At 63.0% G+C, this 22,173-nt stretch carries 30 protein-coding genes and 1 tRNA gene; 19 read left to right on the plus strand and 12 right to left on the minus strand.

Features of this window, described 5'->3' with window-relative positions:
* Window positions 1–73 precede the first annotated feature (73 nt).
* Window positions 74–715, plus strand: a complete 642-nt coding sequence (locus tag FXN65_RS24590) for an NAD(P)-dependent oxidoreductase (protein WP_151137321.1) — start codon at window positions 74–76, stop codon at window positions 713–715.
* 11 nt (window positions 716–726) lie between these two features.
* On the plus strand, window positions 727–1,008 hold the full coding sequence (locus tag FXN65_RS24595; RefSeq protein ID WP_151137323.1) for a DUF2218 domain-containing protein: 282 nt from the start codon (window positions 727–729) through the stop codon (window positions 1,006–1,008).
* Window positions 1,009–1,119: 111 nt separating this feature from the next.
* Here FXN65_RS24595 and FXN65_RS24600 read toward each other — a convergent pair whose 3' ends face one another.
* Window positions 1,120–1,914: an AraC family transcriptional regulator gene (locus tag FXN65_RS24600; protein ID WP_151137325.1), complete on the minus strand. Its 795-nt coding sequence runs from the start codon at window positions 1,912–1,914 to the stop codon at window positions 1,120–1,122.
* Between the two features lie 81 nt (window positions 1,915–1,995).
* Between FXN65_RS24600 and FXN65_RS24605 the strand changes: the two genes are divergently transcribed.
* Entirely contained in the window at window positions 1,996–3,000 is a 1,005-nt protein-coding gene (locus FXN65_RS24605; RefSeq protein ID WP_151137327.1) for a bile acid:sodium symporter family protein, read from the plus strand.
* Between the two features lie 227 nt (window positions 3,001–3,227).
* Window positions 3,228–3,527 (plus strand): hypothetical protein, encoded by a 300-nt coding sequence (locus FXN65_RS24610; protein ID WP_178119393.1) that lies wholly within the window; start codon window positions 3,228–3,230, stop codon window positions 3,525–3,527.
* A 142-nt stretch (window positions 3,528–3,669) separates the two neighbouring features.
* Here FXN65_RS24610 and FXN65_RS24615 read toward each other — a convergent pair whose 3' ends face one another.
* Complete coding sequence (locus FXN65_RS24615) at window positions 3,670–4,947, minus strand: acetyl-CoA C-acetyltransferase (protein WP_151137329.1); 1,278 nt, start codon at window positions 4,945–4,947, stop codon at window positions 3,670–3,672.
* A 164-nt stretch (window positions 4,948–5,111) separates the two neighbouring features.
* On the opposite strand from FXN65_RS24615, the gene FXN65_RS24620 reads away from it, so the two are divergent.
* A complete protein-coding gene (locus tag FXN65_RS24620) occupies window positions 5,112–6,467 on the plus strand; it encodes a 3-oxoacyl-ACP reductase (protein ID WP_151137331.1) in 1,356 nt (451 codons plus the stop codon).
* Between the two features lie 138 nt (window positions 6,468–6,605).
* Here the strand turns inward: FXN65_RS24620 and FXN65_RS24625 are convergent, their stop codons facing one another.
* Window positions 6,606–7,604, minus strand: a complete 999-nt coding sequence (locus FXN65_RS24625) for an AraC family transcriptional regulator (protein WP_151138947.1) — start codon at window positions 7,602–7,604, stop codon at window positions 6,606–6,608.
* Window positions 7,605–7,773: 169 nt separating this feature from the next.
* On the opposite strand from FXN65_RS24625, the gene FXN65_RS24630 reads away from it, so the two are divergent.
* The 8 genes from FXN65_RS24630 to FXN65_RS24665 all read left to right on the plus strand — a co-directional run bounded on the left by FXN65_RS24630 (window position 7,774) and on the right by FXN65_RS24665 (window position 12,680).
* Complete coding sequence (locus FXN65_RS24630) at window positions 7,774–8,628, plus strand: MaoC family dehydratase (protein ID WP_151137333.1); 855 nt, start codon at window positions 7,774–7,776, stop codon at window positions 8,626–8,628.
* A 53-nt stretch (window positions 8,629–8,681) separates the two neighbouring features.
* Complete coding sequence (locus tag FXN65_RS24635; RefSeq protein ID WP_151137335.1) at window positions 8,682–8,984, plus strand: MazG-like family protein; 303 nt, start codon at window positions 8,682–8,684, stop codon at window positions 8,982–8,984.
* Complete coding sequence (locus FXN65_RS24640; protein WP_151137337.1) at window positions 8,981–9,730, plus strand: methyltransferase domain-containing protein; 750 nt, start codon at window positions 8,981–8,983, stop codon at window positions 9,728–9,730. The genes FXN65_RS24635 and FXN65_RS24640 overlap by 4 nt, the downstream gene beginning before the upstream one ends.
* 11 nt (window positions 9,731–9,741) lie before the next feature.
* Window positions 9,742–10,341, plus strand: coding sequence for a DUF4136 domain-containing protein (locus FXN65_RS24645; protein ID WP_151137339.1), 600 nt, complete (start codon window positions 9,742–9,744; stop codon window positions 10,339–10,341).
* Window positions 10,342–10,477: 136 nt separating this feature from the next.
* A complete protein-coding gene (locus FXN65_RS24650; protein WP_151137341.1) occupies window positions 10,478–11,035 on the plus strand; it encodes a DUF4136 domain-containing protein in 558 nt (185 codons plus the stop codon).
* Between the two features lie 7 nt (window positions 11,036–11,042).
* Complete coding sequence (locus FXN65_RS24655) at window positions 11,043–11,540, plus strand: GNAT family N-acetyltransferase (RefSeq protein ID WP_151137343.1); 498 nt, start codon at window positions 11,043–11,045, stop codon at window positions 11,538–11,540.
* A 5-nt stretch (window positions 11,541–11,545) separates the two neighbouring features.
* Entirely contained in the window at window positions 11,546–12,049 is a 504-nt protein-coding gene (locus FXN65_RS24660; protein WP_151137345.1) for a GNAT family N-acetyltransferase, read from the plus strand.
* Between the two features lie 163 nt (window positions 12,050–12,212).
* On the plus strand, window positions 12,213–12,680 hold the full coding sequence (locus FXN65_RS24665; protein WP_151137347.1) for an aminoacyl-tRNA deacylase: 468 nt from the start codon (window positions 12,213–12,215) through the stop codon (window positions 12,678–12,680).
* Window positions 12,681–12,948: 268 nt separating this feature from the next.
* Here FXN65_RS24665 and FXN65_RS24670 read toward each other — a convergent pair whose 3' ends face one another.
* The 6 genes from FXN65_RS24670 to FXN65_RS24695 form a co-directional block, all read right to left on the minus strand.
* Window positions 12,949–13,392: a hypothetical protein gene (locus FXN65_RS24670; protein WP_151137349.1), complete on the minus strand. Its 444-nt coding sequence runs from the start codon at window positions 13,390–13,392 to the stop codon at window positions 12,949–12,951.
* Window positions 13,393–13,552: 160 nt separating this feature from the next.
* Window positions 13,553–13,837 carry a hypothetical protein gene (locus tag FXN65_RS24675; RefSeq protein ID WP_151137351.1) on the minus strand — a complete coding sequence of 95 codons (285 nt, stop codon included), beginning with the start codon at window positions 13,835–13,837 and terminating at the stop codon, window positions 13,553–13,555.
* Window positions 13,838–14,626: 789 nt separating this feature from the next.
* A complete protein-coding gene (locus tag FXN65_RS24680; RefSeq protein WP_151137353.1) occupies window positions 14,627–15,010 on the minus strand; it encodes a hypothetical protein in 384 nt (127 codons plus the stop codon).
* Between the two features lie 87 nt (window positions 15,011–15,097).
* On the minus strand, window positions 15,098–15,499 hold the full coding sequence (locus FXN65_RS24685; RefSeq protein WP_151137355.1) for a DUF4279 domain-containing protein: 402 nt from the start codon (window positions 15,497–15,499) through the stop codon (window positions 15,098–15,100).
* An 82-nt stretch (window positions 15,500–15,581) separates the two neighbouring features.
* Window positions 15,582–16,058, minus strand: a complete 477-nt coding sequence (locus FXN65_RS24690; protein ID WP_151137357.1) for a hypothetical protein — start codon at window positions 16,056–16,058, stop codon at window positions 15,582–15,584.
* Window positions 16,059–16,187: 129 nt separating this feature from the next.
* A complete protein-coding gene (locus FXN65_RS24695; RefSeq protein ID WP_151137359.1) occupies window positions 16,188–16,472 on the minus strand; it encodes a hypothetical protein in 285 nt (94 codons plus the stop codon).
* Between the two features lie 671 nt (window positions 16,473–17,143).
* Between FXN65_RS24695 and FXN65_RS28105 the strand changes: the two genes are divergently transcribed.
* Window positions 17,144–17,350 carry a carbon storage regulator gene (locus FXN65_RS28105; RefSeq protein ID WP_212632321.1) on the plus strand — a complete coding sequence of 69 codons (207 nt, stop codon included), beginning with the start codon at window positions 17,144–17,146 and terminating at the stop codon, window positions 17,348–17,350.
* Between the two features lie 76 nt (window positions 17,351–17,426).
* Here FXN65_RS28105 and FXN65_RS24705 read toward each other — a convergent pair whose 3' ends face one another.
* On the minus strand, window positions 17,427–17,696 hold the full coding sequence (locus FXN65_RS24705; RefSeq protein ID WP_151137363.1) for a hypothetical protein: 270 nt from the start codon (window positions 17,694–17,696) through the stop codon (window positions 17,427–17,429).
* Between the two features lie 157 nt (window positions 17,697–17,853).
* Here FXN65_RS24705 and FXN65_RS24710 point away from each other — a divergent pair, with 157 nt between their 5' ends.
* From FXN65_RS24710 to FXN65_RS24735, 5 genes are all read left to right on the plus strand, one after another.
* Window positions 17,854–18,069, plus strand: a complete 216-nt coding sequence (locus FXN65_RS24710) for a MerR family transcriptional regulator (protein WP_120654973.1) — start codon at window positions 17,854–17,856, stop codon at window positions 18,067–18,069.
* Window positions 18,066–18,314, plus strand: a complete 249-nt coding sequence (locus FXN65_RS24715) for a MerR family transcriptional regulator (protein WP_151137365.1) — start codon at window positions 18,066–18,068, stop codon at window positions 18,312–18,314. Before FXN65_RS24710 ends, FXN65_RS24715 begins: the two co-directional genes overlap by 4 nt.
* Window positions 18,307–18,690: a hypothetical protein gene (locus FXN65_RS24720; protein WP_151137367.1), complete on the plus strand. Its 384-nt coding sequence runs from the start codon at window positions 18,307–18,309 to the stop codon at window positions 18,688–18,690. The genes FXN65_RS24715 and FXN65_RS24720 overlap by 8 nt, the downstream gene beginning before the upstream one ends.
* Before the next feature lie 468 nt (window positions 18,691–19,158).
* Window positions 19,159–20,442: a hypothetical protein gene (locus FXN65_RS24730; RefSeq protein ID WP_151137369.1), complete on the plus strand. Its 1,284-nt coding sequence runs from the start codon at window positions 19,159–19,161 to the stop codon at window positions 20,440–20,442.
* Window positions 20,442–21,461: a phage integrase gene (locus tag FXN65_RS24735; protein ID WP_151137371.1), complete on the plus strand. Its 1,020-nt coding sequence runs from the start codon at window positions 20,442–20,444 to the stop codon at window positions 21,459–21,461. The genes FXN65_RS24730 and FXN65_RS24735 overlap by 1 nt, the downstream gene beginning before the upstream one ends.
* A gap of 25 nt (window positions 21,462–21,486) precedes the next feature.
* Here FXN65_RS24735 and FXN65_RS24740 read toward each other — a convergent pair whose 3' ends face one another.
* Both FXN65_RS24740 and FXN65_RS24745 read right to left on the minus strand, forming a co-directional pair.
* A complete protein-coding gene (locus tag FXN65_RS24740; RefSeq protein ID WP_151137373.1) occupies window positions 21,487–21,807 on the minus strand; it encodes a hypothetical protein in 321 nt (106 codons plus the stop codon).
* 259 nt (window positions 21,808–22,066) lie between these two features.
* Window positions 22,067–22,162, minus strand: a tRNA-Sec gene (locus FXN65_RS24745).
* Window positions 22,163–22,173: the final 11 nt, after the last annotated feature.

Genomic DNA, 22,173 nt, shown 5'->3' on the forward strand with positions numbered 1-22,173 from the left:
CCTTTCGGCACTTTTTCCGCCGATTATCCAGCAGCGATTATGCGTCACCTCGCAACCTGCCATGGAGACGCACATGAAAATCGCCCTGATCGGCGCCACCGGATTCGTCGGTTCCGCTGTCCTCAGCGAAGCCCTGCAACGCGGCCACCAGGTGACCGCCATCGTCCGCCACCCGGAAAAACTCCCCCAGCACACCAGCCTCGCCGCCGTCAAAGGCGATGCCTACGACGCCGCCGCCATCGCCAAGGCCGTCGCCGGGCATGACGCAGTGGTCCACGCCTTCAACCCGGGCTGGGGCGAAGCGCGGATTCGCGAATTGTTCATCGAAGGCACCCGCGCCATCTTCGCCGGGGTCAAGCAGGCCGGCATCAAGCGCCTGCTGGTGGTCGGCGGTGCGGGCAGCCTGTACGTCGCGCCGAACCTGCAACTGATCGACACGCCGGACTTCCCCGCCGAATACAAGGAAGGCGCGGAAGGCGCGCGCCAGGCACTCAACCTGATCCGCGAGGAACAGGGCCTGGACTGGACCTTCATCTCCCCGCCGGCCCTGCTGGAGCCGGGCGAGCGCAGCGGCCGCTTCCGCATCGGCGGCGACCAGTTGCTGATGAGCGGCGAACACCCGGCGCGCATCAGCGTGGCCGACCTTGCCGTGGCCATCGTCGACGAGCTCGAACAGCCCCGGCACATCGGCCAACGCTTCACTGTCGGTTACTGAGGAGCACGCCCATGTCCCTGACCGCATCCGCCCATGTCGCCACTGCCAACCCGGCGCGCTACATCACCCGCCTGTGCAAGCACTTCGCCCACCGCGTGCCGGTGAACTACGACGAACATCAGGGCCGCATCGAGTTCGACCTGGGCCTCGGCCTGCTCCGCGCCGAAGGTGACGGCCTGACCCTGGCCGTGGAAAGCCAGGGCACCGAGGGTCTGGAACGCCTGAAGGACATCGTCGGCAGCCACTTCGTGCGGGTGGCCTGGCAGGAAGAGCTGACGCTGGAGTGGCGATAAACCTGTGGGGGCGAATTCATTCGCTATGCAGGCCGCAGGGCTGCCCTGGAATCTATCGGGGCAGCTCCGCTGCCCATAGCGATTGAAATCGCCCCCACAAACGCACGATCCCTACCCCGCCCGGAACAACTCACCCGGCGTCACGCCGAACAGCCCCTTGAATGCGGCGATGAAGGCCGACGGTGATTCATAGCCGCTGGCCAGCGCCACCTCGGTGACGCTGGCGCCGCCCTCCAGGGGCTGCAGGGCGGCCAGCAGGCGCAGGCGTTGCCGCCACTGGCGAAAGCTCAGCCCCGTCTCGCGCTGGAAGGCGCGGGTCAGGGTCTTTTCCGAGGTGTTCAGCCGCGCCGCCCACTCCCACAGGCTGTGACCGAGGTCAGGCTGCGCCACCAACTCGCTGCACAACCGCAGCAGGCGCGGCTCGGCGGGCATCGGCAGGGAGAATCCCGCTTCCGGCAAGGCTCGCAGCTGGTCCAGCAGCACGGCTGCCAGCCGCGCCTCGGCGCTTTCGCCTTCGGGATACTCCACCGGCAGCTCGCAGAAGGCCTTGATCAGCTCCCGCGCCAGCGGCGTCACCTCCAGCACCCGGCAACGCTCAGGCGCCCAGGCGCTGGCATCGCGGCGCACGTAGAGACTGCGCATCTCGGCGTTCATCGACGTCACCACCTCATGCTCCAGCCCGGCCGGCACCCACACCGCCCAATGCGGTGGCGCGTAGTAGCTGCCCTCGGCGGTGTGCACACCGAGCACGCCACTGATGGCGTAGGAAAGCTGCACCCAGTCGTGGGTGTGACGGGCCGTCCAGGAACCGGCGCGCAGGCTTTCCGCACGGGCATAGAGGGGGCGGGGCAACCGCTCGAGCCGGGGAATCTGGCGTTGGAGGTCGATTTGTCCGTTTGGCGACATATGTTGATCTCATGTCGTTAGACGGTCGAATTCTGCGCCCGTTAGTCTCCGGCCTCAAGTTCGCGTGAAACCGGAGTCCCCATGTCAGCACTCACCCCCCTGAAACGCCTGTTCACCGACTGGTTCCTCGGCGGCATGCTGCTGGCAGTGACCCTGGCCTGGCTGTTCCCCGATGTCGGCAAACACGGCGGCACCCTGCATGCCGGCAGCCTGATCAACGCCGGGGTGTTCCTGGTGTTCTTCCTCCACGGCATCAACCTGTCCACCGAGCAGATCCGCAAGGGCCTGGGCAACTGGCGCCTGCACGTGATGGTGCAAGTCTTCACCTTCGCCATCTTCCCGCTGTTCTGGCTGGCGGCGAACAAGCTGCTGGGCGGCCAGGTGCCACCGGCATTGATGCTGGGCTTCTTCTACCTCTGCGCCCTGCCCTCGACCATTTCCTCCTCCGTGGCGCTGACCGGCAGCGCCGGCGGCAACGTACCCGCGGCCATCCTCAACGCCAGCCTGTCGAGCCTGCTGGGGGTGTTCCTGACACCCTGGCTGATCAGTCTGGTGGCCGACGCCAACGGCGGTATCGACCTCGGCCAGACCCTGCTCGACCTCAGCCTGCTGCTGCTCCTGCCGCTGATGCTGGGCCAGGCGCTGCGCCCCTTGTGGGGCCGGTTCTTCGCCCGCTACAAGCGCTACACCGGGATCTTCGACAAGCTGGTGATCCTGTTGCTGGTGTTCGCCTCCTTCAGCGACTCGGTGGCGGGCGGCGTCTGGCAGCAGCAAGGACCGGAAACCCTGGTGGCGGCCTTCGCCGGCTGCGCCCTGCTGCTGGCCCTGATGCTCTGGCTGACCACCCGCTCCGCGCGGGGCCTGGGCTTCAACCATGAGGACGAGATCGCCGCAGTGTTCTGCGCCACCAAGAAGTCCCTGGCCGCCGGCGCACCGATGGCCGCGATCATCTTCGGCGCCAGCCCGGTGCTGGGCCTGATCCTGCTGCCGATCATGCTCTACCACCAGATGCAGCTGATCGTCTGTGCGGTCATGGCCGAGCGTTATTCACTGCGCGGCCGGGCCCTGGCGGCCAGCGCCGCCTGATCCCCCTTCCCTCGCTCCCGCGGCGGTGGGGGCCCACTTCCGGGTGGCAATCCCCACTTGCTCCGCCACCTGACGCCATCTCCCAGGCGCCTGCCCCATCGCAGAGCGCCTCTGCATTTCTGGCACAGCCGTTGCTCCGCAGCGGGTGCAACTGTGCAACCCCCAGTTGCAGGCCAGGACGGCTGCATGCGTCCGAACGCAATCGCGCAATAGGGAGGTCCTTTCGAATGACTGAACCCGGACTGCCTTACGACCCCGAGCTGCTTCCCGAGGCCGCCCTCAAGGGGCGGGTGGTGCCCACGACCGACCACAACGAGACGCCCCGGATCGAGTACGTGGCAGGGCAGTGGGTGGTGCTCAAGCGTCGCCGCGATGTGCCGACGGAACGGCGCCGCTTGCACGCCATGCGCCGGCATATCGACACCTTGCTGGAACAGGGCTGGAGCATCACCGGCCGCGACCCGGTCCGCCTGGAACGCCGCCATCAGGTCAAGGTCGTCCGAGGCGGCGTGCTGGTGGACGGTTGAGGCCTCGCCATCCGCAGGAAGCAGGCCCGGCAAGGGCTTCTGCGGGGCAAAAAAAAGGGCGGCCCCGACATTTCGGGCCGCCCTAAATCACGGAGTTGCTTACATCACGTGGCGGCGATGACTTGCCGCCACGGGTATTGGATTACTTTTCGAGGATCGCGGTCACACCCTGGCCACCTGCGGCGCAAATCGAGATGAGCCCGCGCCCCTCACCCGCCACCGAAAGCAGCTTGGCCAGGTTGGCGACGATGCGCCCGCCAGTGGCGGCGAAGGGATGCCCGGCGGCCAGGGAACTGCCCTTGACGTTCAGCTTGCCGTGGTCGATGGAGCCCAGCGGCGTGTCCAGGCCGAGGCGGGTCTTGCAGTACTCGGCATCTTCCCAGGCCTTGAGGGTGCAGAGCACCTGGGCGGCGAAGGCTTCGTGGATCTCGTAGAAGTCGAAATCCTGCAGGGTCAGGCCATTGCGCGCGAGCAGGCGCGGCACCGCATAGGCCGGCGCCATCAGCAGCCCCTCCTTGCCGCCGACGAAATCCACCGCCGCCGCTTCGCCATCCTTGAAATAGGCGAGGATCGGCAGCCCGCGCGCCTTGGCCCATTCCTCGCTGGCCAGAAGCACCACCGAGGCGCCATCGGTGAGCGGCGTGGAGTTGGCCGCCGTCAGGGTGCCGCGCGGGCCGCGCTCGAACACCGGTTTCAGGCCCGCCAGCTTTGCGGGATCGATGTCCGGGCGCAGGTTCTGGTCGCGGTTCAGGCCACGGAAGGGGCTCATCAGGTCGTTCTGCCAGCCCTCGGCATAGGCTGCCGCCAGCTTCTGGTGACTGGCGACGGCAAGCTGGTCCTGCTCATCGCGGGGGATGGCCCAGGTCTGCGCCATCAGCTCGCAGTGCTCGCCCATGGACAGCCCGGTGCGCGGCTCGCCGTTACGCGGAATGTGCGGCGCCAGATGGCGCGGGCGCACCCTCAGCAGGGTCTTGATCTTGTCGCCGGTGGTCTTGCCGCGATTGGCCTCCAGCAGGATCTTGCGCAGCTCCTCGTGCACGCCGATGGGTGCGTCGGAGGTAGTGTCCACGCCGCCGGCGATTCCGCACTCGATCTGCCCCAGGGCGATCTTGTTGGCCACCAGGATCGCCGCTTCCAGGCCGGTGCCGCAGGCCTGCTGGATGTCGTAGGCCGGGGTTTCCGGCGCCAGGCGCGAGCCCAGCACGCACTCACGGGCCAGGTTGAAGTCGCGGGAGTGCTTGAGCACCGCGCCCGCCGCGAACTCCCCTACGCGCACGCCATGGAGGTTGAAGCGTTCCACCAGGCCTTCGAGGGCGCTGGTCAGCATGTCCTGGTTGCTCGCCGTGGCGTAGACGGTATTGGAGCGGGCGAAGGGGATGCGGTTGCCGCCGACAATGGCGACCCGGCGAAGCTGGGCCATGGGGACTCCTTGCGATGAGGGTTTGCAGGTTGCAGTGTCGGCTACAAGACTAGACGCCTGGATTGGCCGCCTTGCCGGCTGGCAGGTCAGCGCGGTCAATTGCGCGCAACCTGCGTCTGCGTAGAGTGGGCCCACTTTCGATTGACCAGCAGGAGCGCTACCCCATGAACGACCGTTACCTCGCCTTCGCCAACTCCAATGCCGGCCGGCGCCTGGTTGGCGCCCTCGGCCTGCCGGCGCCGGTGCGCCTGGAGCGCTGGATGGCGGGCCGCGCACGGCCGGTGGATGGTGCCCTGTTGATCGGCGGTTCGGGCAGCCTGGCCGAAGCCGCCAGTGCAGTGCTGAACCGGCTCACCGACCAGAACTTCGCGGACACGGAAGGCCGCTTCGGCCTGCCGCGCTGGACCGCCGAGCACGGCCCGAAACTCAAGGCGCTGGTCTTCGATGCCAGCGGCCTGACCCGCTTCGAGCAGCTGATCGAGCTGCGCGACTTCTTCCAGCCGGCCCTGAAGGGCCTGGACATGTGCCCGAAAGTGGTGGTCCTGGCCCGCGCCCCGGAGGCCACCAAGGACCTGGTAGCCGCCAGCGTGCAGCGTTCCCTGGAAGGCTTCACCCGCTCCTTGGGCAAGGAAATCCGCCGTGGCGGCAACGTCCAGCTCATCTACGTGGGCAAGGGTGCCGAAGACCAACTGGAAGGTGCGCTGCGCTTCTTCCTCTCGCCCAAGAGCGCCTACGTGTCCGCCCAGGTGCTGCGCCTGACGGCTTGCGCCGAGAAGGTGCAGGACTGGACCCGCCCGCTGGCCGGCAAGCGCGCGCTGGTCACCGGCGCCTCCCGGGGCATCGGCGCCGCCATCGCGGAAACCCTGGCCCGTGACGGCGCCGAAGTGATCCTGCTGGACGTGCCCCAGGCGAAAGACGCCCTCGACGGCCTGGCCGCGCGCCTGGGAGGCCGTGGCGTGGCCATGGACATCACCGCCGAAGACGCCGCCGAGCGGCTGGTGGGAGCGCTGCCGGAGGGCGTCGACATCCTGGTGCACAACGCCGGCATCACCCGCGACAAGACCCTCGCCAAGATGAGCGACGACTTCTGGAGTTCGGTGATCAACGTCAATCTGCGCGCCCCGCAGGTGCTCACCCAGGCCCTGCTGGACGCGGGCAAGCTGCGCGACAACGGCCGCGTGGTGCTGATCGCGTCCATCAGCGGCATTGCCGGCAACCTCGGCCAGACCAACTATGCGGTGAGCAAGGCGGGCGTCATCGGCCTCGCGCAGAATTGGGCGCCGGTACTGGGCAAGCGCGGTATCAGCATCAATGCCGTGGCGCCAGGCTTCATCGAAACCCAGATGACCGCGGCCATTCCCCTCACCATCCGCGAAGCCGGCCGGCGCATGAACTCCATGAACCAGGGCGGCCTGCCCCAGGACGTGGCCGAAGCGGTGGCCTGGTTCGCCCAACCCGGCTCCGGCGCCCTGACCGGCCAGGTGATGCGGGTGTGCGGGCAGAGCCTGCTGGGGGCTTGAGTTTCAGGCCCGGCACAATAGACGGCCCCGTTCGTTTGTGGGGGCGAATTCATTCGCTAAGGGCAACGCAGTTGCCCCCAGGGGCAGCCCTTCGGGCTGCTTCGCGATTGAAATCGCCCCTACAGAAAGACGCGGGCTTCAGCCCTCACCCTTTCCCTTCCTGCGGAACTCCACCGGCGTGTCCCCCACCCAGCGCTTGAACGCCCGGTAGAAGGTACTCGGCTCGGAAAATCCGGTGCGCTCGACGATCACCTCGATGCGCTCGTCGGTCTTCAGCAGCAGCTCCTTGGCCAGCCGGCAGCGGTAGTCGGTCACCAGGTCGTTGAAGCGCACGCCGGCCATGGCCAGGCGTTCGCGCAGGCGGCGGGCCGGCATGTTCAGGCGCGCGGCCACCTGCTCCAGGGTCGCGCCGCCATTGACCAGCAGTTCGCCGATCAGCTCGCGTACCTGGCGCACAAGGTCCAGGCGCTCCACCTCGGCCAACTGTCGACGTGCCAGGGATTCGTGCATGCGCAGCAGGTCCGGCGCGGCGTGGCGCGAAGGCCGGTCCAGGACTTCGGCATCGAAGATCAGCGCATAACGGTCAGCCCCCAGCCTCGCCGGGCAGCCGTAGACCGACTGGTAGCGCTCGGCGGGGGCGCCTTCGGCATGCATCAGCTGCACTTCATGGGGTTTGAACTGGCCCTCGGTCAGGGCGTGGAACAGACGGATCACCGCACCGGCAAGCATTTCCGGGAAGTGCCGGTTGCTGCCCGCGTGTTGGCCGAGGGACAGCACGGCGCGGTCGCCCTCCACTTCCAGATGGGCGCTCAGGGTGTCCGAGAGCAGGCGCACATAGCGCAGGGCGTGGCGCAGCCCCTCGCCGAAGGTGCCGCTGGAGAGGAACAGGTATTCCAGCAGCAGTCCGTGGAACGCCGGCAGGTGGCCCGCCAGATAGAGGCCGACATGCTCCTCACCACACTCGTCGGCGGCGGCCTTCCAGAACTGGGTTTGCGCTGTATGGGGAAAGCGACCTGCGGGCAGCCCGCCAGGCGGCAGGCCCACGCGCACCAGAACCTTGTCCGGGTCGGTGCCGCTGGCACGCAGGGCGTCGATCACCGGGCGCATCAGCGCTACATCGTCGGTCAGATCACGCATCATTTTCGGAGAGTTCTTATTGTCTGCGAGTCGCGGCAATCTTATGCGGCTTCTTCCCCGCCGCTCAAGGCCGCGATTGACTGCCCTGCCGCCGCCCCGGGAGGGCCGGCCAATGTGCCGCGAACGGCGCTGGCTATGCTGAGTGCCATTCGCCTCAAGGAGATCCCCCATGGCCACCGACTGGCTCGAGCTGTCCACACCGCCCGCCCTCCCCGGCTTGTTCGCCCGCGCCGCCGTACGCCGTGGCACAGGCGGCCAGGCCCTGCCCGAGCTGGGCGTGCGCTGCCAGGTGAGCGTCGACGCCGGACACCTGGCGCGCTACCGCACCATCTGCGGCTTCAGCGACAAGGGCCTGCTGCCGGCGACCTACCCGCACATCCTCGCCTTCCCGCTGCAGATGCGCCTGCTCACCGACCCGCGCTTCCCCTTCCCGCTGCTGGGCCTGGTGCACCTGGAAAACCGTATCCGCGTATTGCGGGCACTGGGCGGCCTCGGGCCGTTCACCGTCAGCGTGGAGACGGCCGACCTGCAGCCCCACGAAAAGGGCGTCACCTTCAGCCTGATCACCCGCCTGGAAGACCAGCTCGGCCTGGTCTGGGAAGGCGACAGCCGCATCCTCTACCGAGGCCTGCGCCTGTCCGGTGAGCCCGAGCCGCGCGCAGCGGTGGACAGCCTGCCCCTGGATCACCTGGACCAGTGGTACGCCGACGCCGATATCGGCCGGCGCTATGCGCGGGTGGCCGGCGACTACAACCCCATCCACCTCACGGCGGTCAGCGCCCGCTTGTTCGGCTTCCCCCGCGCTATCGCCCACGGCCTGTGGAACAAGGCGCGCAGCCTGGCGGCAGTGGAAATCCATCTGCCCGCCGCCGGCTACGAAGTGGAGGTGCGTTTCCAGAAACCCGTGCTGCTGCCCGCCGAGGTCACCCTGCTGGCCAGCGCGCCGGGGCCCGCCGGCCAGTTCGCCCTGCGCGGCAAGGACGACACGCCGCACATGAGCGGAAGCTGGCGCCCGCTCGGCTGACCCTTGCATGGCGGTGCAAGCGGCGGGACCATTGGCGGCTCAAGGAGAGCCCCATGAACCTCGATGAAATCACCGCCCGCCTGCACGCCATCCGCGATCACAACGACTGGCGGCAATTCCACAGCCCGAAGAACCTGGCCATGGCCGCCAGCGTGGAAATGGCCGAGCTGGTGGAAATATTCCAATGGCTGACCGAAGACCAGTCGCGCCAGCTGCCCCCGGAACAACTCGCCCACGCCGGCCAGGAAGTGGGCGACATCGTCCTCTACCTCCTGCTGCTCTGTGCCGAACTCGGCCTGGACATGGACGCCGTGGTGCGCGCCAAGCTCGCCGACAGCGAAAGGCGCTTCACATGAGCGACCGTCATTTCGATGAACTGGCGACGCGATTCGCCGAGAAGATCTACGGCGGCGCCAAAGGCGCCATCCGCCTCGCCGTGCTCCAGGCCGACCTGTCGGAAGTCCTCCCCGACCGGCCGCTGCGTGTGCTGGACGTTGGCGCTGGCCTCGGTCACATGGCCCTCTGGCTGGCGGAACGCGGCCACCAGGTGACCCTCGCCGAACCCGCCGAACCCATGCTCGAAGGCGCCCGCCAGCGCTTCGCCGAGGCTGGCCACGCCGCCACCTTCATCCAGGCGCCCTGGCAGGAACTGCTCGGCCAGCTCACCGAACCCTACGACCTGGTGCTGTGCCACGCCGTGCTGGAATGGCTGGCCGACCCGCACGCCATCCTGCCGGTGCTGCACCAGCTCACCGCCAAGGACGGGGTGCTGTCGCTGGCCTTCTACAACAAGGACGCGCTGATCTACCGCAATCTGCTCAAGGGCCATTTCCGCAAGCTGCGCAAACACAAGTTCGCAGGCGAAGGACAGAGCCTGACCCCGCAGCAACCGCTGGACCCGCGCGACCTGGCGAAACAACTCGACGGCCACTGGCAGGTCGAAAGACAGAGCGGCGTGCGGGTATTCCACGACTACATGCCCCAGGAGTTCCAGGCCAAGGCCGAACTGGTGGACCTGCTGGAAATGGAACTCGCCTACCGCCGCCATCCCAGCTATCAGGGATTGGGCCGGTACCTGCACTGGATCTGCCGCCCGCTTTGAACGGAGGCCCCATGAAACGTCCTGCACTGCTCGCCGTCGCCCTGCTGCTCGGCGCCTGCCAGAGCCCCAATCCGTACAAGGCCGAGTCCCGTCCGCTGCCGCCCGCCCCGCCGGGCGCGGCCACCACCTTCGACCGCAGCGCCTACCCCGCGCCGCCGCGTGACTTTGGCCGCTATCGCAGCTGGACCTGGCTGGACGGCCAACTGCCCGCCGGCAACAACTGGACGACGCCCGAGCAGATGGCCGATATGGTCAACGCCGGCCTCGACCAGCACGGCCTGCGCCAGGCCCGCGACCCCGGCCAGGCCGACCTCAAGGTCACCGCCAGCCTGCAATACGAGCGGCGCTTGCGGCAATACGACGACTACGCCGGCGCCTACTATGGCAGCGGCCCCTGGCACGACCAGTACGGCGCCTGGGCCAGCGTGCCGGTGGTGCGCACCTACGAAGAACAGGTGGCGGTGGTCTACCTGCAGTTCTTCGATGCCCGCGACAACCAGCCGGTGTGGAGCGGCAGCGGCGAGGCATACGCCAACGGCGGCCGCAGCGAGAGCGTCAGCGCGTTGCGGCAGGCCGTGAAGGATGCGCTCGAGGACTACCCGCCGCACTGAGCTTCATGGAGTGCCTTCTTTCCGGGGCCGGGGGCCATGCAGAAGGCGATCCACCGCTCCACCGGGCCCGCAAATTCCCCTTGCCGACCGCCCTGCCTTGCGTTTCGATAATGATTCCGGCAGAGGAGATTCCGCCATGTTCCGCCGCACCTTACTCCTATCCACCACCCTGCTCCTGACGGCCTGCCAGAACTACAACGTGAACCGCGATTACGACAGTACCCGCGACTTCGGCGCCTATCGCAGCTGGAGCTGGAAGGAGCCTGCCCTGCAGTACAGCCCCGATGATCCGCGCATCAAGAGCGACCTCACCGAACAACGCATCCTTGATGCCGTCAGCCAGCAACTCGACCAGCGCGGCCTGCGTCCGGCCGCCAATGGCAAGGCCGACCTCAACGTCCAGTCCTGGCTGATAGTCGACGAGCGCCAGCAGCAGACCAGCTACAACTACGGTGGCGCCTGGGGCGGCTATTGGGGAGGTTACTGGGGCGGCCCGGCCTATACCGAAACCCGCACCTACAACTATAAGGTCGCCACCATCCAGGTAGACCTGTACGACAGCAAGGACGGCAAACTGGTCTGGCGCGGCAGCGCCGAACAGATCATGAAGAGCGCGCCACCGAGCCCGGCCGAGCGCGAGGCCGCCATCCGCGAGACGGTCGCCAAGGTGATCGAACAATATCCGCCGCATTGAGGACCGCATGTCCACAGCCAATCCCCATCTGCAATACCGCACCGCCAACGCCGAAGACCTGCACGAAGTCGTCCGTTTCCCCCAGGATGCGGACGAACTCTTCTTCGCCTACCCCAAGGCCAGTTGGCCCCTGACCGTCGGCCAACTGGCCGCCGCCATGGCCGAGCGCCGGGGCAGCACTGTCGCCCTGCTGGACGGCAAGGTCGCCGGTTTCGCCAACTTCTACCAATGGCAGCACGGTGAGTTCTGCGCCCTCGGCAACATGATGGTGGCCCTCTGGGCCCGTGGGCACGGCGTGGCCCAGTTCCTGATCGAAGCCATGGAGCGCCAGGCCCGCGAGCAGTACAAGGCCAAGCTGATGAAGGTTTCCTGCTTCAATGCCAACGCCGGCGGGCTGCTGCTCTACACACGCCTCGGTTACCAGCCGCGCGCCATCGTCGAGCGCCTTTCCCCGGAAGGCCGTCGCATCGCCCTGGTACAGATGGACAAGCCCCTCACGGACTGAGCCCCATGACCATCCGCCTCGCCACGGCGGCCGACCTGCCGCTGCTGGCCGCCATCGAGCAGAACGCCGCCGCCCTGTTCAGCCCGGACGACCTGCCGCCTGAGCATCGCAGCGACACCCTGCCCCTGGAACGCCTCCAGCAGGTTCGGGCCAGCGGCCTGCTCTGGGTTGCCCTGGCTCCGAGCGGCGCCGTGGCGGGTTTTCTAGTGGCAGAGGCCGCCGGGGATGTGCTTCATGTCTGTGAAGTGAGCGTCACGCCCGAGCAGGGCGGCAAGGGTCTGGGCCGCGGGCTGCTGGCTACCGCGATCGACCACGGGCGTGATGCCGGGTACGCGGCCTTGACCCTCACCACCTTCGCCCATGTTCCCTGGAATCTCCCCTTCTACGAACGCCTGGGCTTTCGCGCACTCGCGCCGGCGGAATGCGGCGAGCACCTGCAACGCATCCTGGAAGCCGAATCCCTGTCCGGCCTGCGCAATCGCGTGGCCATGCGCCTCGACCTGCCCTGAACCGGTCGGCGCTTCCCGGCGTCTTGGCCCGCTTCCTCACTAAACTTATCCACAAGGCACCGGCCCGCGCCGATGTCGGGTGGGGAGCGGGAGGCTCCTCCTTGCGTGCCGGCACCGCTGGCTTACCGGGAGCGACAAGCCAGTGCCTGGCAGGAGGTGTCCCATGACCATGATCACCCAGCTGCAGAGCTGCCTTTCGCAGCACAAGACCCGCTTCGACCTGCTCAGCCACAGAACCGCCATGACCACCCGCGAAGCCGCCCGCCGCGCCGGCATTCCGCCCCAGCAGATGGCCAAGCCGGTGATCCTCGACGACTTCCAGGGCCACTGGATGATGGCCGTGGTCCCGGCCTCGCGCCACGTCGACCTGGAGAAGGTGCACAAGCTCACCCACCGCCACTGGCGCCTGGTGCGCGAACGTGACTTCGGCAAACGCTTCGCCGATTGCGACATCGGCGCCATCCCCGCCGTCGGCAACCTCTTCGGCCTCGAAACCTTGATCGACCAGTCGCTCACCGAGCAGTCGGACATCTACTTCGAATCCGGTCGCCACGACGAACTGGTGCACATGAGCGGCAAGCAATACATGGCCCTGATGCCCGAGGCGAAACGCGGGAAGCTTTGCGAATAGCGGTTGCGGTCGCTCGTGGGAGCGAATTTATTCGCGAATGAATTCGCTCCCACACTGGAGATTGCGTTGCCTTCAAGTTGGAGGACACCACGCGCCATACCGACTGCAGGTCTGTGGAAAAAAGCTCGCGCGGGCTCCCACGTAGCAAGCCGCCGAATCCACCTCCCGGCCACTCCGCAGGGTGGGCCGGGCAGCGTTCCGCTTCAGCCCACCACCGGGACTCCACGGCTCCTTGACAGGAACCGTGTTCCCAAGACATGGCGCGGCCCTAGTGGATATCCCCACAGAAGATGTCGTAGCCGCCGTCGGCCGGGGTCGTCCGGAGCACGAGCGAATGGTCACTCGCGCGAAGCGCCGGGAGAGACACCGGCGCAGACTTCGACATCCACCACACACCGCCCCGGTAGCGTCGGTCGGTAATCAGCGTCCTGTTCAGCCCATAAGCGGGTGAAGCGCCCTGATTCGCGCAGGTTCCCGGATAGATATAGGTGTAAAGGCGGACAGGCCGGGTGGTGTAGGAAGGTACGCCGCCGATGACCAGGGAAATGCTCGTACTGTCGCCCCGTGGCACCAGCATCGCCTGGGCGATCTTCCCGGCGTTTCGCTGGGTGGCGTTCATCTTGACCTGGAGCATCTCTTTCCTGGCGTCGTTTGCGCATCCGCAAAGAAAGACCGCCATCAGAACCAGAGCCAGACATTTTGGTGCGTTCATCGCTGGCCTCCCGCGGTGAGAAGCGCCATTGCAATGGTCAACTACTCAATATACGCGCGGGATTGGCGACGGCAGCAACTCTCTACCCAACGGTCGGGAGAGCAATGGGGAAGGGGGGAGCGGGTCGAAGCTCAGCTTCTCCCCCGCTACCGATACGAACTCAGGGCTTGTACTGGCTCTGCGCAACGCACCACTTGCTGGCCGGGTCTTTCGACTGGGTACACGAGTTGCGGAACACCACCTGGGCGTGCTTCTGGCAATTACGGAACTGCGTCGAGCCTTTCTCGTTCTTGCTGCACACGGTATCCAGCGCGATGGCGCCGTTACGCTCCTGCCAGTTCAGGTAGTAGTTGTCACTGTTCGGCTTCTTGGCGGCCGGGGCGGCGGCAAACGAAACGCTTGCCATGAGCACCAGCGCACTACCCAGTGCGAATCGAATGGTCATATCAACTCCTAATGGTCGCTGTGCGTAAGTGCACCTTCTTGGAGGTGCTCTTCTTTTGCAGTGATGCTCTTGCTGTGCCTCCCGGAGAGCGGATCAACTCCCGAGTGAACTGCTGCGAATAGTGCTGAGCGCCCATGACCGCCGCAAGGGCCCGGCATTCACTTGGGATGACCGTCCGTCGGCGGGAGCCAAGTGTGCCCTTCGGCCGTCCTGGCGGGTGGGGGACGGCCTGCTCTCTGAAGAGTGAACGGGAATTGGCGGAAGGCAGTGAGAGTCGAACTCTAAAAATAGGTGGCTCGTTGCGTGGCAATGCCTGGCATTGCTGGAATTTCAGGCGGGATGATGTGGCGATTCGAGCCTTTCCCTGTCGATGATTTCGACACTTTTTCGACACAATATCAGTGGCAGCAGTAGCCCCAAAACGAAAGCTACTTGTACTCGATGCGCACGCCTTGCCAGTTCCGCAATTGAGTGAACGGCGGCATCCCTGTCCCCGAGTAGTCGATGGTGAGATTCTGATCGGACAACCATTCAACAGTTATCTCTGATCGCCCCTCAACGAGGAATACATCTACACCCTCCCCGCTTCTTTTTTCGCTATCTTTGTCGAATACAGCTACACCGCGAACAAAGCTGGTTGTTGCCCCGCAATTCCTTTCAAATATTAGCGCCTCAAGCTTATTACTTGGAGACAACTCCCGCCCAATTACTTCAGTTCCACACTCAGAAAAGCCGCACCCCGAAATGAACAGAGCAAGGACCAAAAACGACCATCTCACAGGGAAGCTGTTAATTTTCCTTGCACTCCTTGGCGAGCATTCCTTCAAACTCTTGGCTATCGATCTGGTAAAACTTATTCGCGTGACGCATCACACCATCCCGATCTATGAAATATTCTTGCCCATTCCCCCTCACCAAAGCACGCGTATTATTCGGCTGATATTTCTTTTGGGCGCTATCATTTGAGCGACCAACTGCAATACGCTCCAAATACTCCGACTTAACATATAGATGCTCAAATGCTGTGACCTCAATCGTATCTTCTGCTTTAGGCATGTACAGCTCGATGCCAAAACTTACAAAAAATACCTCTGCGCAACTATCAGCAAACGAATAACTTGCCGCACTTATACAAAGCACCACCGCGATTGCTTTCAGTTTCAAGGCAGTCATATCAGCCATCCTTGTTTTTGCAGACGCCTCAGCGCCTACCTGCATGAATGCCCTTCGCGTACTTAAGAACAGAAACAAATCCGCCCCCTATGCACCTGCGTTCGACAAAGGGTAAAGATCAATATCTAAAGATGCCCCTATCGCCTCCATCCAGCCAACAAGATCAGAATCAAACGACAAAGGTGGAACATCCCTAAAGTAAATTGAACACGATATATGAACCGCACACCCAGGAATCCTTGAAAACTCGCCAAACTTAAGCTCTGAGCCCGCAAGCAAATCCGCAAAGCTTCTTATATGTGAATCAAGATCGGAATCTTTCGCCGCCGTTGAATTGAAAGCCAATCCATTATCCTTCTCGCGAAGCAAAGTCCCTCGCCGAAGCTCACCGGTACACCAATAATTGTCGCCACGAACACCTAACCTATTGAATATTTCATCAGGACTAAAAGTTTCGCTAGATGCGATCAATCGGACGTAGACCTCCATAGCCACCTCCAGTCAAAGCAGAAAAACAACAAAAAGGGGACAGATTTATTCTCTCTACTCTTCGCATCTGCAGCAAATCCGATCAGCGACTGCCTGGAACGAACGGCAACCAACGGTACTCGATGCTCTTGCACTCAATCATCCAGTGAGAATTTTGCAGTTCCACCTCATGAATGACCAGGCCGCAGTCTGAGATCCTGACCTCATCATAAAGCCAGTCGCCGTGCTTACCGCCCTTGGTAGCGACATTGCAACTAGCAACATCACGGTACTCAATCTTGATATTACCGTCGTGATAGGCGCCTAGAAGAGTAACCGTCAACTGAAGACTTCTAATCTCGCTCCGTGGACCGCTGCTTATCTCGGCAAGCTCAAAGTTTTCGACCCACGCGTCGTGCGGACAGCGGTGATCTCTGGGGTCGTAGTGCCAGTCTGCAATTGCAAATTCATACGTTTCAGAAGGCAGTCGATCTTTCAATGAGAGCAAGTATCGCTCATATCCCGTCCATGCAGCCGCCGCATCTGCAACAATAGCCAAATCCTTGGTCAGAATAAACATATGCGCCTACTTCCGCTTTATCGAAAACCATTTTCCAGCAAAAGGGGAAAGATTTATTTTCACAATTCTAAAAGCGATTTAACTAATACTAGAGCAATCAAATAAATCTGCCCCATTTTTCCGCAAGCATTACTTTACAAGTGCAAGCAAGATAACAATACAGGAAAATGCTGCAACCGAGAGGACTTCCGCATGGACGTAACTCTTAATTACGCCCTGTTTCTCTGAAGTAATTCCTTTTGATGCAGAATCTCTATATAAATTAATCTGCAGCGGAACGGAAGAATAAAATTCTTGCCCTGTTAATTTTGCTTCCTTGAGGGCCTGCTCCAGCTCACCCTTTATCGTCAGGCACTTTATCATTCCAAAGGAGCCAGTGAGCAGCAAAGCTATAAAAGCCAATCCAAATATCATTTTTACTCCAGAGGAATTACAACACCAACGCCAGATCCGGTCGCCTTGGCGCCGATCGCAGGACCTACTCCCACTTTGGTAGTCGCATGATTCTGAAGAGGATCATCCACCGCACTCATCGAGGCAACTGCTTAAACATGAGACCAATGAATTCACCCCAGAAGAACCCTCTAAGAACAATAAGAGCAGTTAGCACAAGTGCGCATAACGCCCCTCTTCGACAGCAGGACCTCCCCTCAGGAACTTCATAGTCACCGGGGTTTAAGTACCATGCACCCAAAAACACACTGGCCTTATTTGAGGTTAAGTTGTACACCTGCAACATGGCGATAAAATAGAAAACAGCTACGCCCAATAGCAGCATAAGCCAAATTAAGTTAATCGCTAAGATCATGGGGTTGAGAAGTTCATCCTTGACCAATTACTAAGCCTCCCTTGGCATGTGCCATCTAGCCCTCCAGGAGCAATTTCTTCGGTTGTTCCTTGAAGCGTCCCTGCAGATACCGAGCGGCAAATTGGGAAGCTCGCTGATAGCGATGAAGGTAGTTGGCCAGCCGTTTCTGTTCAACGACTTTCCAGCTAATTCGCAGGAAGAGTCCGAATGTTGGCACTTCATCACGTACTTCCAACTCGATGTGCTCTCCTCCCGTCAATCGCACGAGGAGAACCCCATGCAAGTCCACGAAGGTGAGTGTCGGAAGGGCGATGTTCTGTCGCTGAACATCCTGGAAGGCAGGGCGAGTGAGGAGCTGATGCGGCTGCTGCTCACTCACGGGATAGAGATCGAGGTTGCGTCGATCCAGGGCAACACGGTGCGGCTGATCGTTCGAGCGCCCGCGAAGATGTTGATCGTTGAGGAATTGGTTGCTCCGCCGTGAGGTAGCGGAGCGAGGTGAGTTCAAGCGGTCCTGGACCGCCGGGAGAACCAGCGGTCCGCTACCGTGGCGGTGATTTCTATCCCGCGTTGGGAGTTGGCAAGTTTGAATGGGCTTCGTCGTAGGCAGGGCTAGTCTGCCCCGCCTCCGGCGCGACCTGCCCGGTAGCCAGCCAAAGGCCATAGCTCGGATACAGTCGCACCAGGACTTCCATTTCTTCGGTGCTCATCCGGGCTTTTCTGTGGCGCAGGTTCTTCCACCGGCTGTAGTTGATCTCGGATTCCCGGACCAGGTTATCTAAGCCAGCCTTATAGATAAGCGCTATAGCCCTTTCCTGAATCGATTCCATATTTCAATCGTGCCAGATGAGCTCAATAGTTGAACTCTTGATCTGAACTGCTACCCTGTGCTCGCAAGTTCAATATTTACACTCCGATTCTGAACCACCATTCAGAACCCGGGAAATACACAGAGAGTGCATCGGCACGAATAGTGACGGAATGAGCATGGAACTGGAAGAGCTCTCCCCGACCAACCTGGTCGGCCCGCAACAGGACGTAGAACCCATCGCCGCCTGGGCAGACCGCAACGGTGTCACCTGCGACACCGCTCGCGCCTGGGTGTATCGGGGAATCATCCCCTCAGTGAAGCTCGGCAAGCTGCGCATGGTGAACTGCGCCCTGCTCCGCCAATGGCTTCTGGAACAGGAGTGGACCGCATGAACGGCAACAACGAATCCCTCAACCTCAACAACCTGCCCGCTGGCCGTTACGACGCGGTGTGCAGCCCGGAAGCCTTCGCCAGCATGTGCGGCGTGTCTGACGACACCGTGATGGGCTGGATCAAGACCGGCACCGTTCCCGCCGTGCGCATGGCCGGCTCTCAAGTGATCAACCTTGAGCGCCTGTGCCAGGACCTGGAGCAAGGCAAGGACCAGTTCGATGAGGGGGATTACGCCAATGACTAGCCGCCGTGTCACCCTGAATGCCGGCAATGCGGCTGCCTTCATCGGCCAGACCGTGATGGTGGAGCTGATCCTGGAAGACGAGCCGGAATCCCTCTGGCGCTGCTTCCACGTCGTAGGCGTGGTGATGCCGGTGCCGGACCTGGTCAAGGAAGGTCACTTCCTGGTCTTCAACGCGCTTCGGGAAGAGCCGTTCCCGAGTGAAATCTTCTGGTCGGATATCCGTACCCTGACCACGCTGCACCGCCGCCAGTTGGAAGGCGTCGATCAGCCTTCCCCCGCGCTCGGCGGCCTGATCCGGTCAGGGGCCGCGCTCCCGGCTCGTCGGAACAGCTCCACCGTTCCGGCGAACGGAAGCACGGGCGCAGCGCACCCTTGACCACCCTCCTGCCCGAACAGCCTCGGCTGGGGAGTGTGGGGCAGCTTCACCGCCCCGCGCTCCCGAGCCCTCGGCGGCAAGAGCGGGATGACAAGGGCAGCGCCCTTGGTGTTTACACGGCCCTGCTGGGCGCGATGTGCTTCCTGGCCGCCTTGGCCGTTCTTCCCCCGCTGCAGTTCCTGCCCCCACCGCCTGCGCCGGAAAGCCTGCTGTTCCCCTGCTGGCCAGATGGCGACTTCCCTTCGATGACCTCGACAAGCCCTCCCCGGGAACTGTGTGAATACCCGAGCGCACACGCGTTTTGCACGGATACGCGCGCAGCGCGTACCGCGCAAACGCGTGAGCGCGGGAGGGCTCCCGCGTGCGGGTGGGACCCGCGCTCAAGCGGTCGTCAGGACGTCCCTGTAGCACGTCCTATCAATGGCTTAACGCCGTTTCAATTCGTGTCATTTCATGGAGTTTGACGACATGAGAAAAGCCGTAGACCAGATTCGCGTCGATTTGCAGACCGGCCAGGAGTGCCGGAACTCCCGTCTGTTCTTCTACCCGAAGGCAGCCCGGATGACCAACCTGTCGAAGGTCCGCCTGTTGGGCTGTCGCGTCGACACCGTGCGCCAGTTGTACCGGGGCATGGTCCGCCCCGAGGTCCTGGCCCTGTTCGAGGAAAGCGGTCTGGTCAGTTTTGCCGGGCACCAGTGGCATGCAGGGCGCGTGAGCCGGGATTCCGGCTACCAGTACAAGCTGCAGAACAACGACCTGGGCTTTGTGCTGCTGCTGAAGAACTTCAACGTGAAGGCCGATGTGATCGGCGCGCACATGAAGATCGAGGTCAGCCCCCACGCGATCCAATCGAGCCCGCCCGACGTGCTGCAGGAGTGGATGGACCGCTTCGCCAAGGCCGCCCTGGAGTGCATGGAGGCCAACCAGTGCGCCGTCCACCTCGCCCTGGACGTACAAGGCTGGCAACCGCCGAAGGACCTGATGGATCGCCTCCTGTGCCGGGCCCGTACCCGTCGCAGCATCACCGGCATCAACGAGATCTTCTATGACGGGGAAGCCGTCTCCTACGGCAACGGCCAGTCCTTCCTGTTCGGCTCCGCCTCGGGCATGCAGCTCGCGATCTACGACAAGACCCTGCAGGCCTACAGCATCGACAAGCTCGACTACTGGCAGTCGGTCTGGAAGACCATGGACAACCCCTTCGCCCCGGACGACGACCAGAACTACGACGCCAAGGCCCCGGTGTGGCGCGTGGAGCTGCGCTTCCATCACTCCATCGTCCAGCAGTTTGCCGACGGCTCGGCCAGCATGGACACCGGCGCCATGATCGACAGCCGCACCTACCGCGACCTTGCCCCGCACCTGGACGGGCTGTTCCAGTACGGCCTGGAATCCTTCCGCCTGTGCTCCAGCAAGGGCGTGTTCGATGCGTTCTGGACCTTACTGCGCCAGGACACGAAGGTTTCCGTGCCGGCCGTGTCCCTCGCCGGGCGTACCCACTACAAGCGTCACTACAAGACTTCGCAGGGCTTCTCCGGGAAGAACGTCGACCTGTTCATCGGCAACTTCATCAGCCTGGTGGCGCGTGAACGGGTTGGGGCAAAAAAGGCCTTTGCCAGCCTCCGCAATTGGGAGTGCTGGCCGGTGATCCGTGACCACTACGCCCACAAGGGCATGGATGAACGGGCCCTCTACAAGCGCATCAAACAGCTCCTGGAGGAACGCGTCGTCCGATGGGGGCGTGCGGTCTGATGGCCATCGAGCAACTGCCGGACGGCCGCTGGAAAGTCGATACCGAACCGATCAAGGGCCGCCGGTTCCGCAAGACCTTCAAGACCAAGGGTGAGGCGCAACGCTTCGAAGCGACCTGCCGGGCCAAGTGCATCGAAACCCCGGACTGGTCACCGCGCCCCAAGGACACACGACGGCTCCTGGAACTGATCGATCGCTGGCGTCTGCTCCACGGCCACGCCCTGTCGGACATCTACCGTACCGAGCTGGTACTGCGGCGCATGGCCGAAGGCATGGGCAACCCCATCGCCTGCCGATTAAGTGGCGCCCAATACACCGAGTACCGAGCCAAGCGCCTTGCAGCCGGCATTACCGGCAAGACGGTGAACACCCAGCTCGGCCACCTCTGCGCCGTGTTCAACATCCTCCAGGAGCTGGGGGAGATCGACTACTCCAACCCGCTGGCCAAGGTGAAGCCGCTCAAGCTCCAGGAGCGGGAGCTGTCCTACCTGAGCCGGGAACAGATCGAGGTGCTGTTCAACGCCATCCGCGAACACTGCCGCACGCCGCATACCGCGATGGTTGCGACCATCTGCCTGGCTACCGGGTGCCGCTGGGGAGAGGCCCAAGGGCTGCGCCCTGAGCGTGTGAAGGATGGTGCAGTGCACTTCGTGAACACCAAGTCCAAGCGCCGCCGCTCGGTGCCCATCGACGCCGCCCTGCAGGACTGCATCCAGGAACACTTCACCCGCCACGGCCTGTTCACCAACTGCCGTGACAGCTTCGACTTCGCGGTGAAAATGTCTGGCCTCGATCTACCTGCCGGCCAGAAGAGCCACGTCCTGCGCCACAGTTTTGCGTCGCACTTCATGATGAACGGCGGCAACATCCTCACGCTGCAGAAGATCCTGGGCCACGCCTCGCTGAACATGACGATGCGCTATGCACACCTGGCCCCGGAATACCTGCGAGACGTGATCAGCCTTGGGCCGATTCGGGATTTCAGGCACCTCTATGGTGCTGATGGCTCGACCATGTGACGAACTTGGCGTTGATAAAGGGGCTTCAGTATTCGAAATCCACCCGATACTGCCACTCCCCCTGACTATCAAGGCCCACCCAGTACGTCACTTTCTTCCAGAGCGTACCTGCTTTTAAGTGAGCATCAGAAAGCTGGTACAGGCCCTCGTACATTTCGTCAGTTGGGCCGATGAGATCTCTTTTTCCTTCCGGGCTACTAATGACGATGGTCATCCGCTCCTGCGCTCCCGTTTGCTCCCGCGAAACAACCATATCAGCGGAATTCCATGTCTCGGGCGTAGCGGCAATTAGTTCCTCGACGATTTTCCTGTCGATTGGCGCTTGTAGTTCCTGCAATGTCGGCATGACTCTCACTCGTTTGTTGGAGATGCTGGCGGCTCAACGCCCCCCATCAACCACTATGTAATGCGTCACCGCAAACGGCCTCGGCAGCATCCACGCTGCGGCCTTTTACGCCATCAACGCATGGTCGCTGGCTCAGTGACACAACATTCTTTCGTTCCAAGCTCAACAAGATTATTCGACACTTCTTCGACACCCAAGCCGAACCGGCACCGCCTCAATAGCTGAAAGCCCCGTATACCGGGGCCTTTAGAGGGTGATTTGGCGGAAGGCAGTGAGAGTCGAACTCACCCAGGAACGGCTGCCGTCCCCCACCGGGTTTGAAGCCCGGCCACGCCACCGGGCGTGCTTGCCTTCCATAACTTTTGA

Origin of the sequence: Pseudomonas lalkuanensis (genome assembly GCF_008807375.1) — a bacterium.
Taxonomy (GTDB): Bacteria; Pseudomonadota; Gammaproteobacteria; order Pseudomonadales; family Pseudomonadaceae; genus Metapseudomonas; species Metapseudomonas lalkuanensis.

Coding starts and splice junctions, on each gene's coding strand:
- FXN65_RS24590 (WP_151137321.1), top strand. CDS start 74: ATGAAAATCGCCCTGATCGGCGCCACCGGATTCGTCGGTTCCGCTGTC.
- FXN65_RS24595 (WP_151137323.1), top strand. CDS start 727: ATGTCCCTGACCGCATCCGCCCATGTCGCCACTGCCAACCCGGCGCGC.
- FXN65_RS24600 (WP_151137325.1), bottom strand. CDS start 1,914: ATGTCGCCAAACGGACAAATCGACCTCCAACGCCAGATTCCCCGGCTC.
- FXN65_RS24605 (WP_151137327.1), top strand. CDS start 1,996: ATGTCAGCACTCACCCCCCTGAAACGCCTGTTCACCGACTGGTTCCTC.
- FXN65_RS24610 (WP_178119393.1), top strand. CDS start 3,228: ATGACTGAACCCGGACTGCCTTACGACCCCGAGCTGCTTCCCGAGGCC.
- FXN65_RS24615 (WP_151137329.1), bottom strand. CDS start 4,947: ATGGCCCAGCTTCGCCGGGTCGCCATTGTCGGCGGCAACCGCATCCCC.
- FXN65_RS24620 (WP_151137331.1), top strand. CDS start 5,112: ATGAACGACCGTTACCTCGCCTTCGCCAACTCCAATGCCGGCCGGCGC.
- FXN65_RS24625 (WP_151138947.1), bottom strand. CDS start 7,604: ATGCGTGATCTGACCGACGATGTAGCGCTGATGCGCCCGGTGATCGAC.
- FXN65_RS24630 (WP_151137333.1), top strand. CDS start 7,774: ATGGCCACCGACTGGCTCGAGCTGTCCACACCGCCCGCCCTCCCCGGC.
- FXN65_RS24635 (WP_151137335.1), top strand. CDS start 8,682: ATGAACCTCGATGAAATCACCGCCCGCCTGCACGCCATCCGCGATCAC.
- FXN65_RS24640 (WP_151137337.1), top strand. CDS start 8,981: ATGAGCGACCGTCATTTCGATGAACTGGCGACGCGATTCGCCGAGAAG.
- FXN65_RS24645 (WP_151137339.1), top strand. CDS start 9,742: ATGAAACGTCCTGCACTGCTCGCCGTCGCCCTGCTGCTCGGCGCCTGC.
- FXN65_RS24650 (WP_151137341.1), top strand. CDS start 10,478: ATGTTCCGCCGCACCTTACTCCTATCCACCACCCTGCTCCTGACGGCC.
- FXN65_RS24655 (WP_151137343.1), top strand. CDS start 11,043: ATGTCCACAGCCAATCCCCATCTGCAATACCGCACCGCCAACGCCGAA.
- FXN65_RS24660 (WP_151137345.1), top strand. CDS start 11,546: ATGACCATCCGCCTCGCCACGGCGGCCGACCTGCCGCTGCTGGCCGCC.
- FXN65_RS24665 (WP_151137347.1), top strand. CDS start 12,213: ATGACCATGATCACCCAGCTGCAGAGCTGCCTTTCGCAGCACAAGACC.
- FXN65_RS24670 (WP_151137349.1), bottom strand. CDS start 13,392: ATGAACGCACCAAAATGTCTGGCTCTGGTTCTGATGGCGGTCTTTCTT.
- FXN65_RS24675 (WP_151137351.1), bottom strand. CDS start 13,837: ATGACCATTCGATTCGCACTGGGTAGTGCGCTGGTGCTCATGGCAAGC.
- FXN65_RS24680 (WP_151137353.1), bottom strand. CDS start 15,010: ATGACTGCCTTGAAACTGAAAGCAATCGCGGTGGTGCTTTGTATAAGT.
- FXN65_RS24685 (WP_151137355.1), bottom strand. CDS start 15,499: ATGGAGGTCTACGTCCGATTGATCGCATCTAGCGAAACTTTTAGTCCT.
- FXN65_RS24690 (WP_151137357.1), bottom strand. CDS start 16,058: ATGTTTATTCTGACCAAGGATTTGGCTATTGTTGCAGATGCGGCGGCT.
- FXN65_RS24695 (WP_151137359.1), bottom strand. CDS start 16,472: ATGATATTTGGATTGGCTTTTATAGCTTTGCTGCTCACTGGCTCCTTT.
- FXN65_RS28105 (WP_212632321.1), top strand. CDS start 17,144: ATGCAAGTCCACGAAGGTGAGTGTCGGAAGGGCGATGTTCTGTCGCTG.
- FXN65_RS24705 (WP_151137363.1), bottom strand. CDS start 17,696: ATGGAATCGATTCAGGAAAGGGCTATAGCGCTTATCTATAAGGCTGGC.
- FXN65_RS24710 (WP_120654973.1), top strand. CDS start 17,854: ATGGAACTGGAAGAGCTCTCCCCGACCAACCTGGTCGGCCCGCAACAG.
- FXN65_RS24715 (WP_151137365.1), top strand. CDS start 18,066: ATGAACGGCAACAACGAATCCCTCAACCTCAACAACCTGCCCGCTGGC.
- FXN65_RS24720 (WP_151137367.1), top strand. CDS start 18,307: ATGACTAGCCGCCGTGTCACCCTGAATGCCGGCAATGCGGCTGCCTTC.
- FXN65_RS24730 (WP_151137369.1), top strand. CDS start 19,159: ATGAGAAAAGCCGTAGACCAGATTCGCGTCGATTTGCAGACCGGCCAG.
- FXN65_RS24735 (WP_151137371.1), top strand. CDS start 20,442: ATGGCCATCGAGCAACTGCCGGACGGCCGCTGGAAAGTCGATACCGAA.
- FXN65_RS24740 (WP_151137373.1), bottom strand. CDS start 21,807: ATGCCGACATTGCAGGAACTACAAGCGCCAATCGACAGGAAAATCGTC.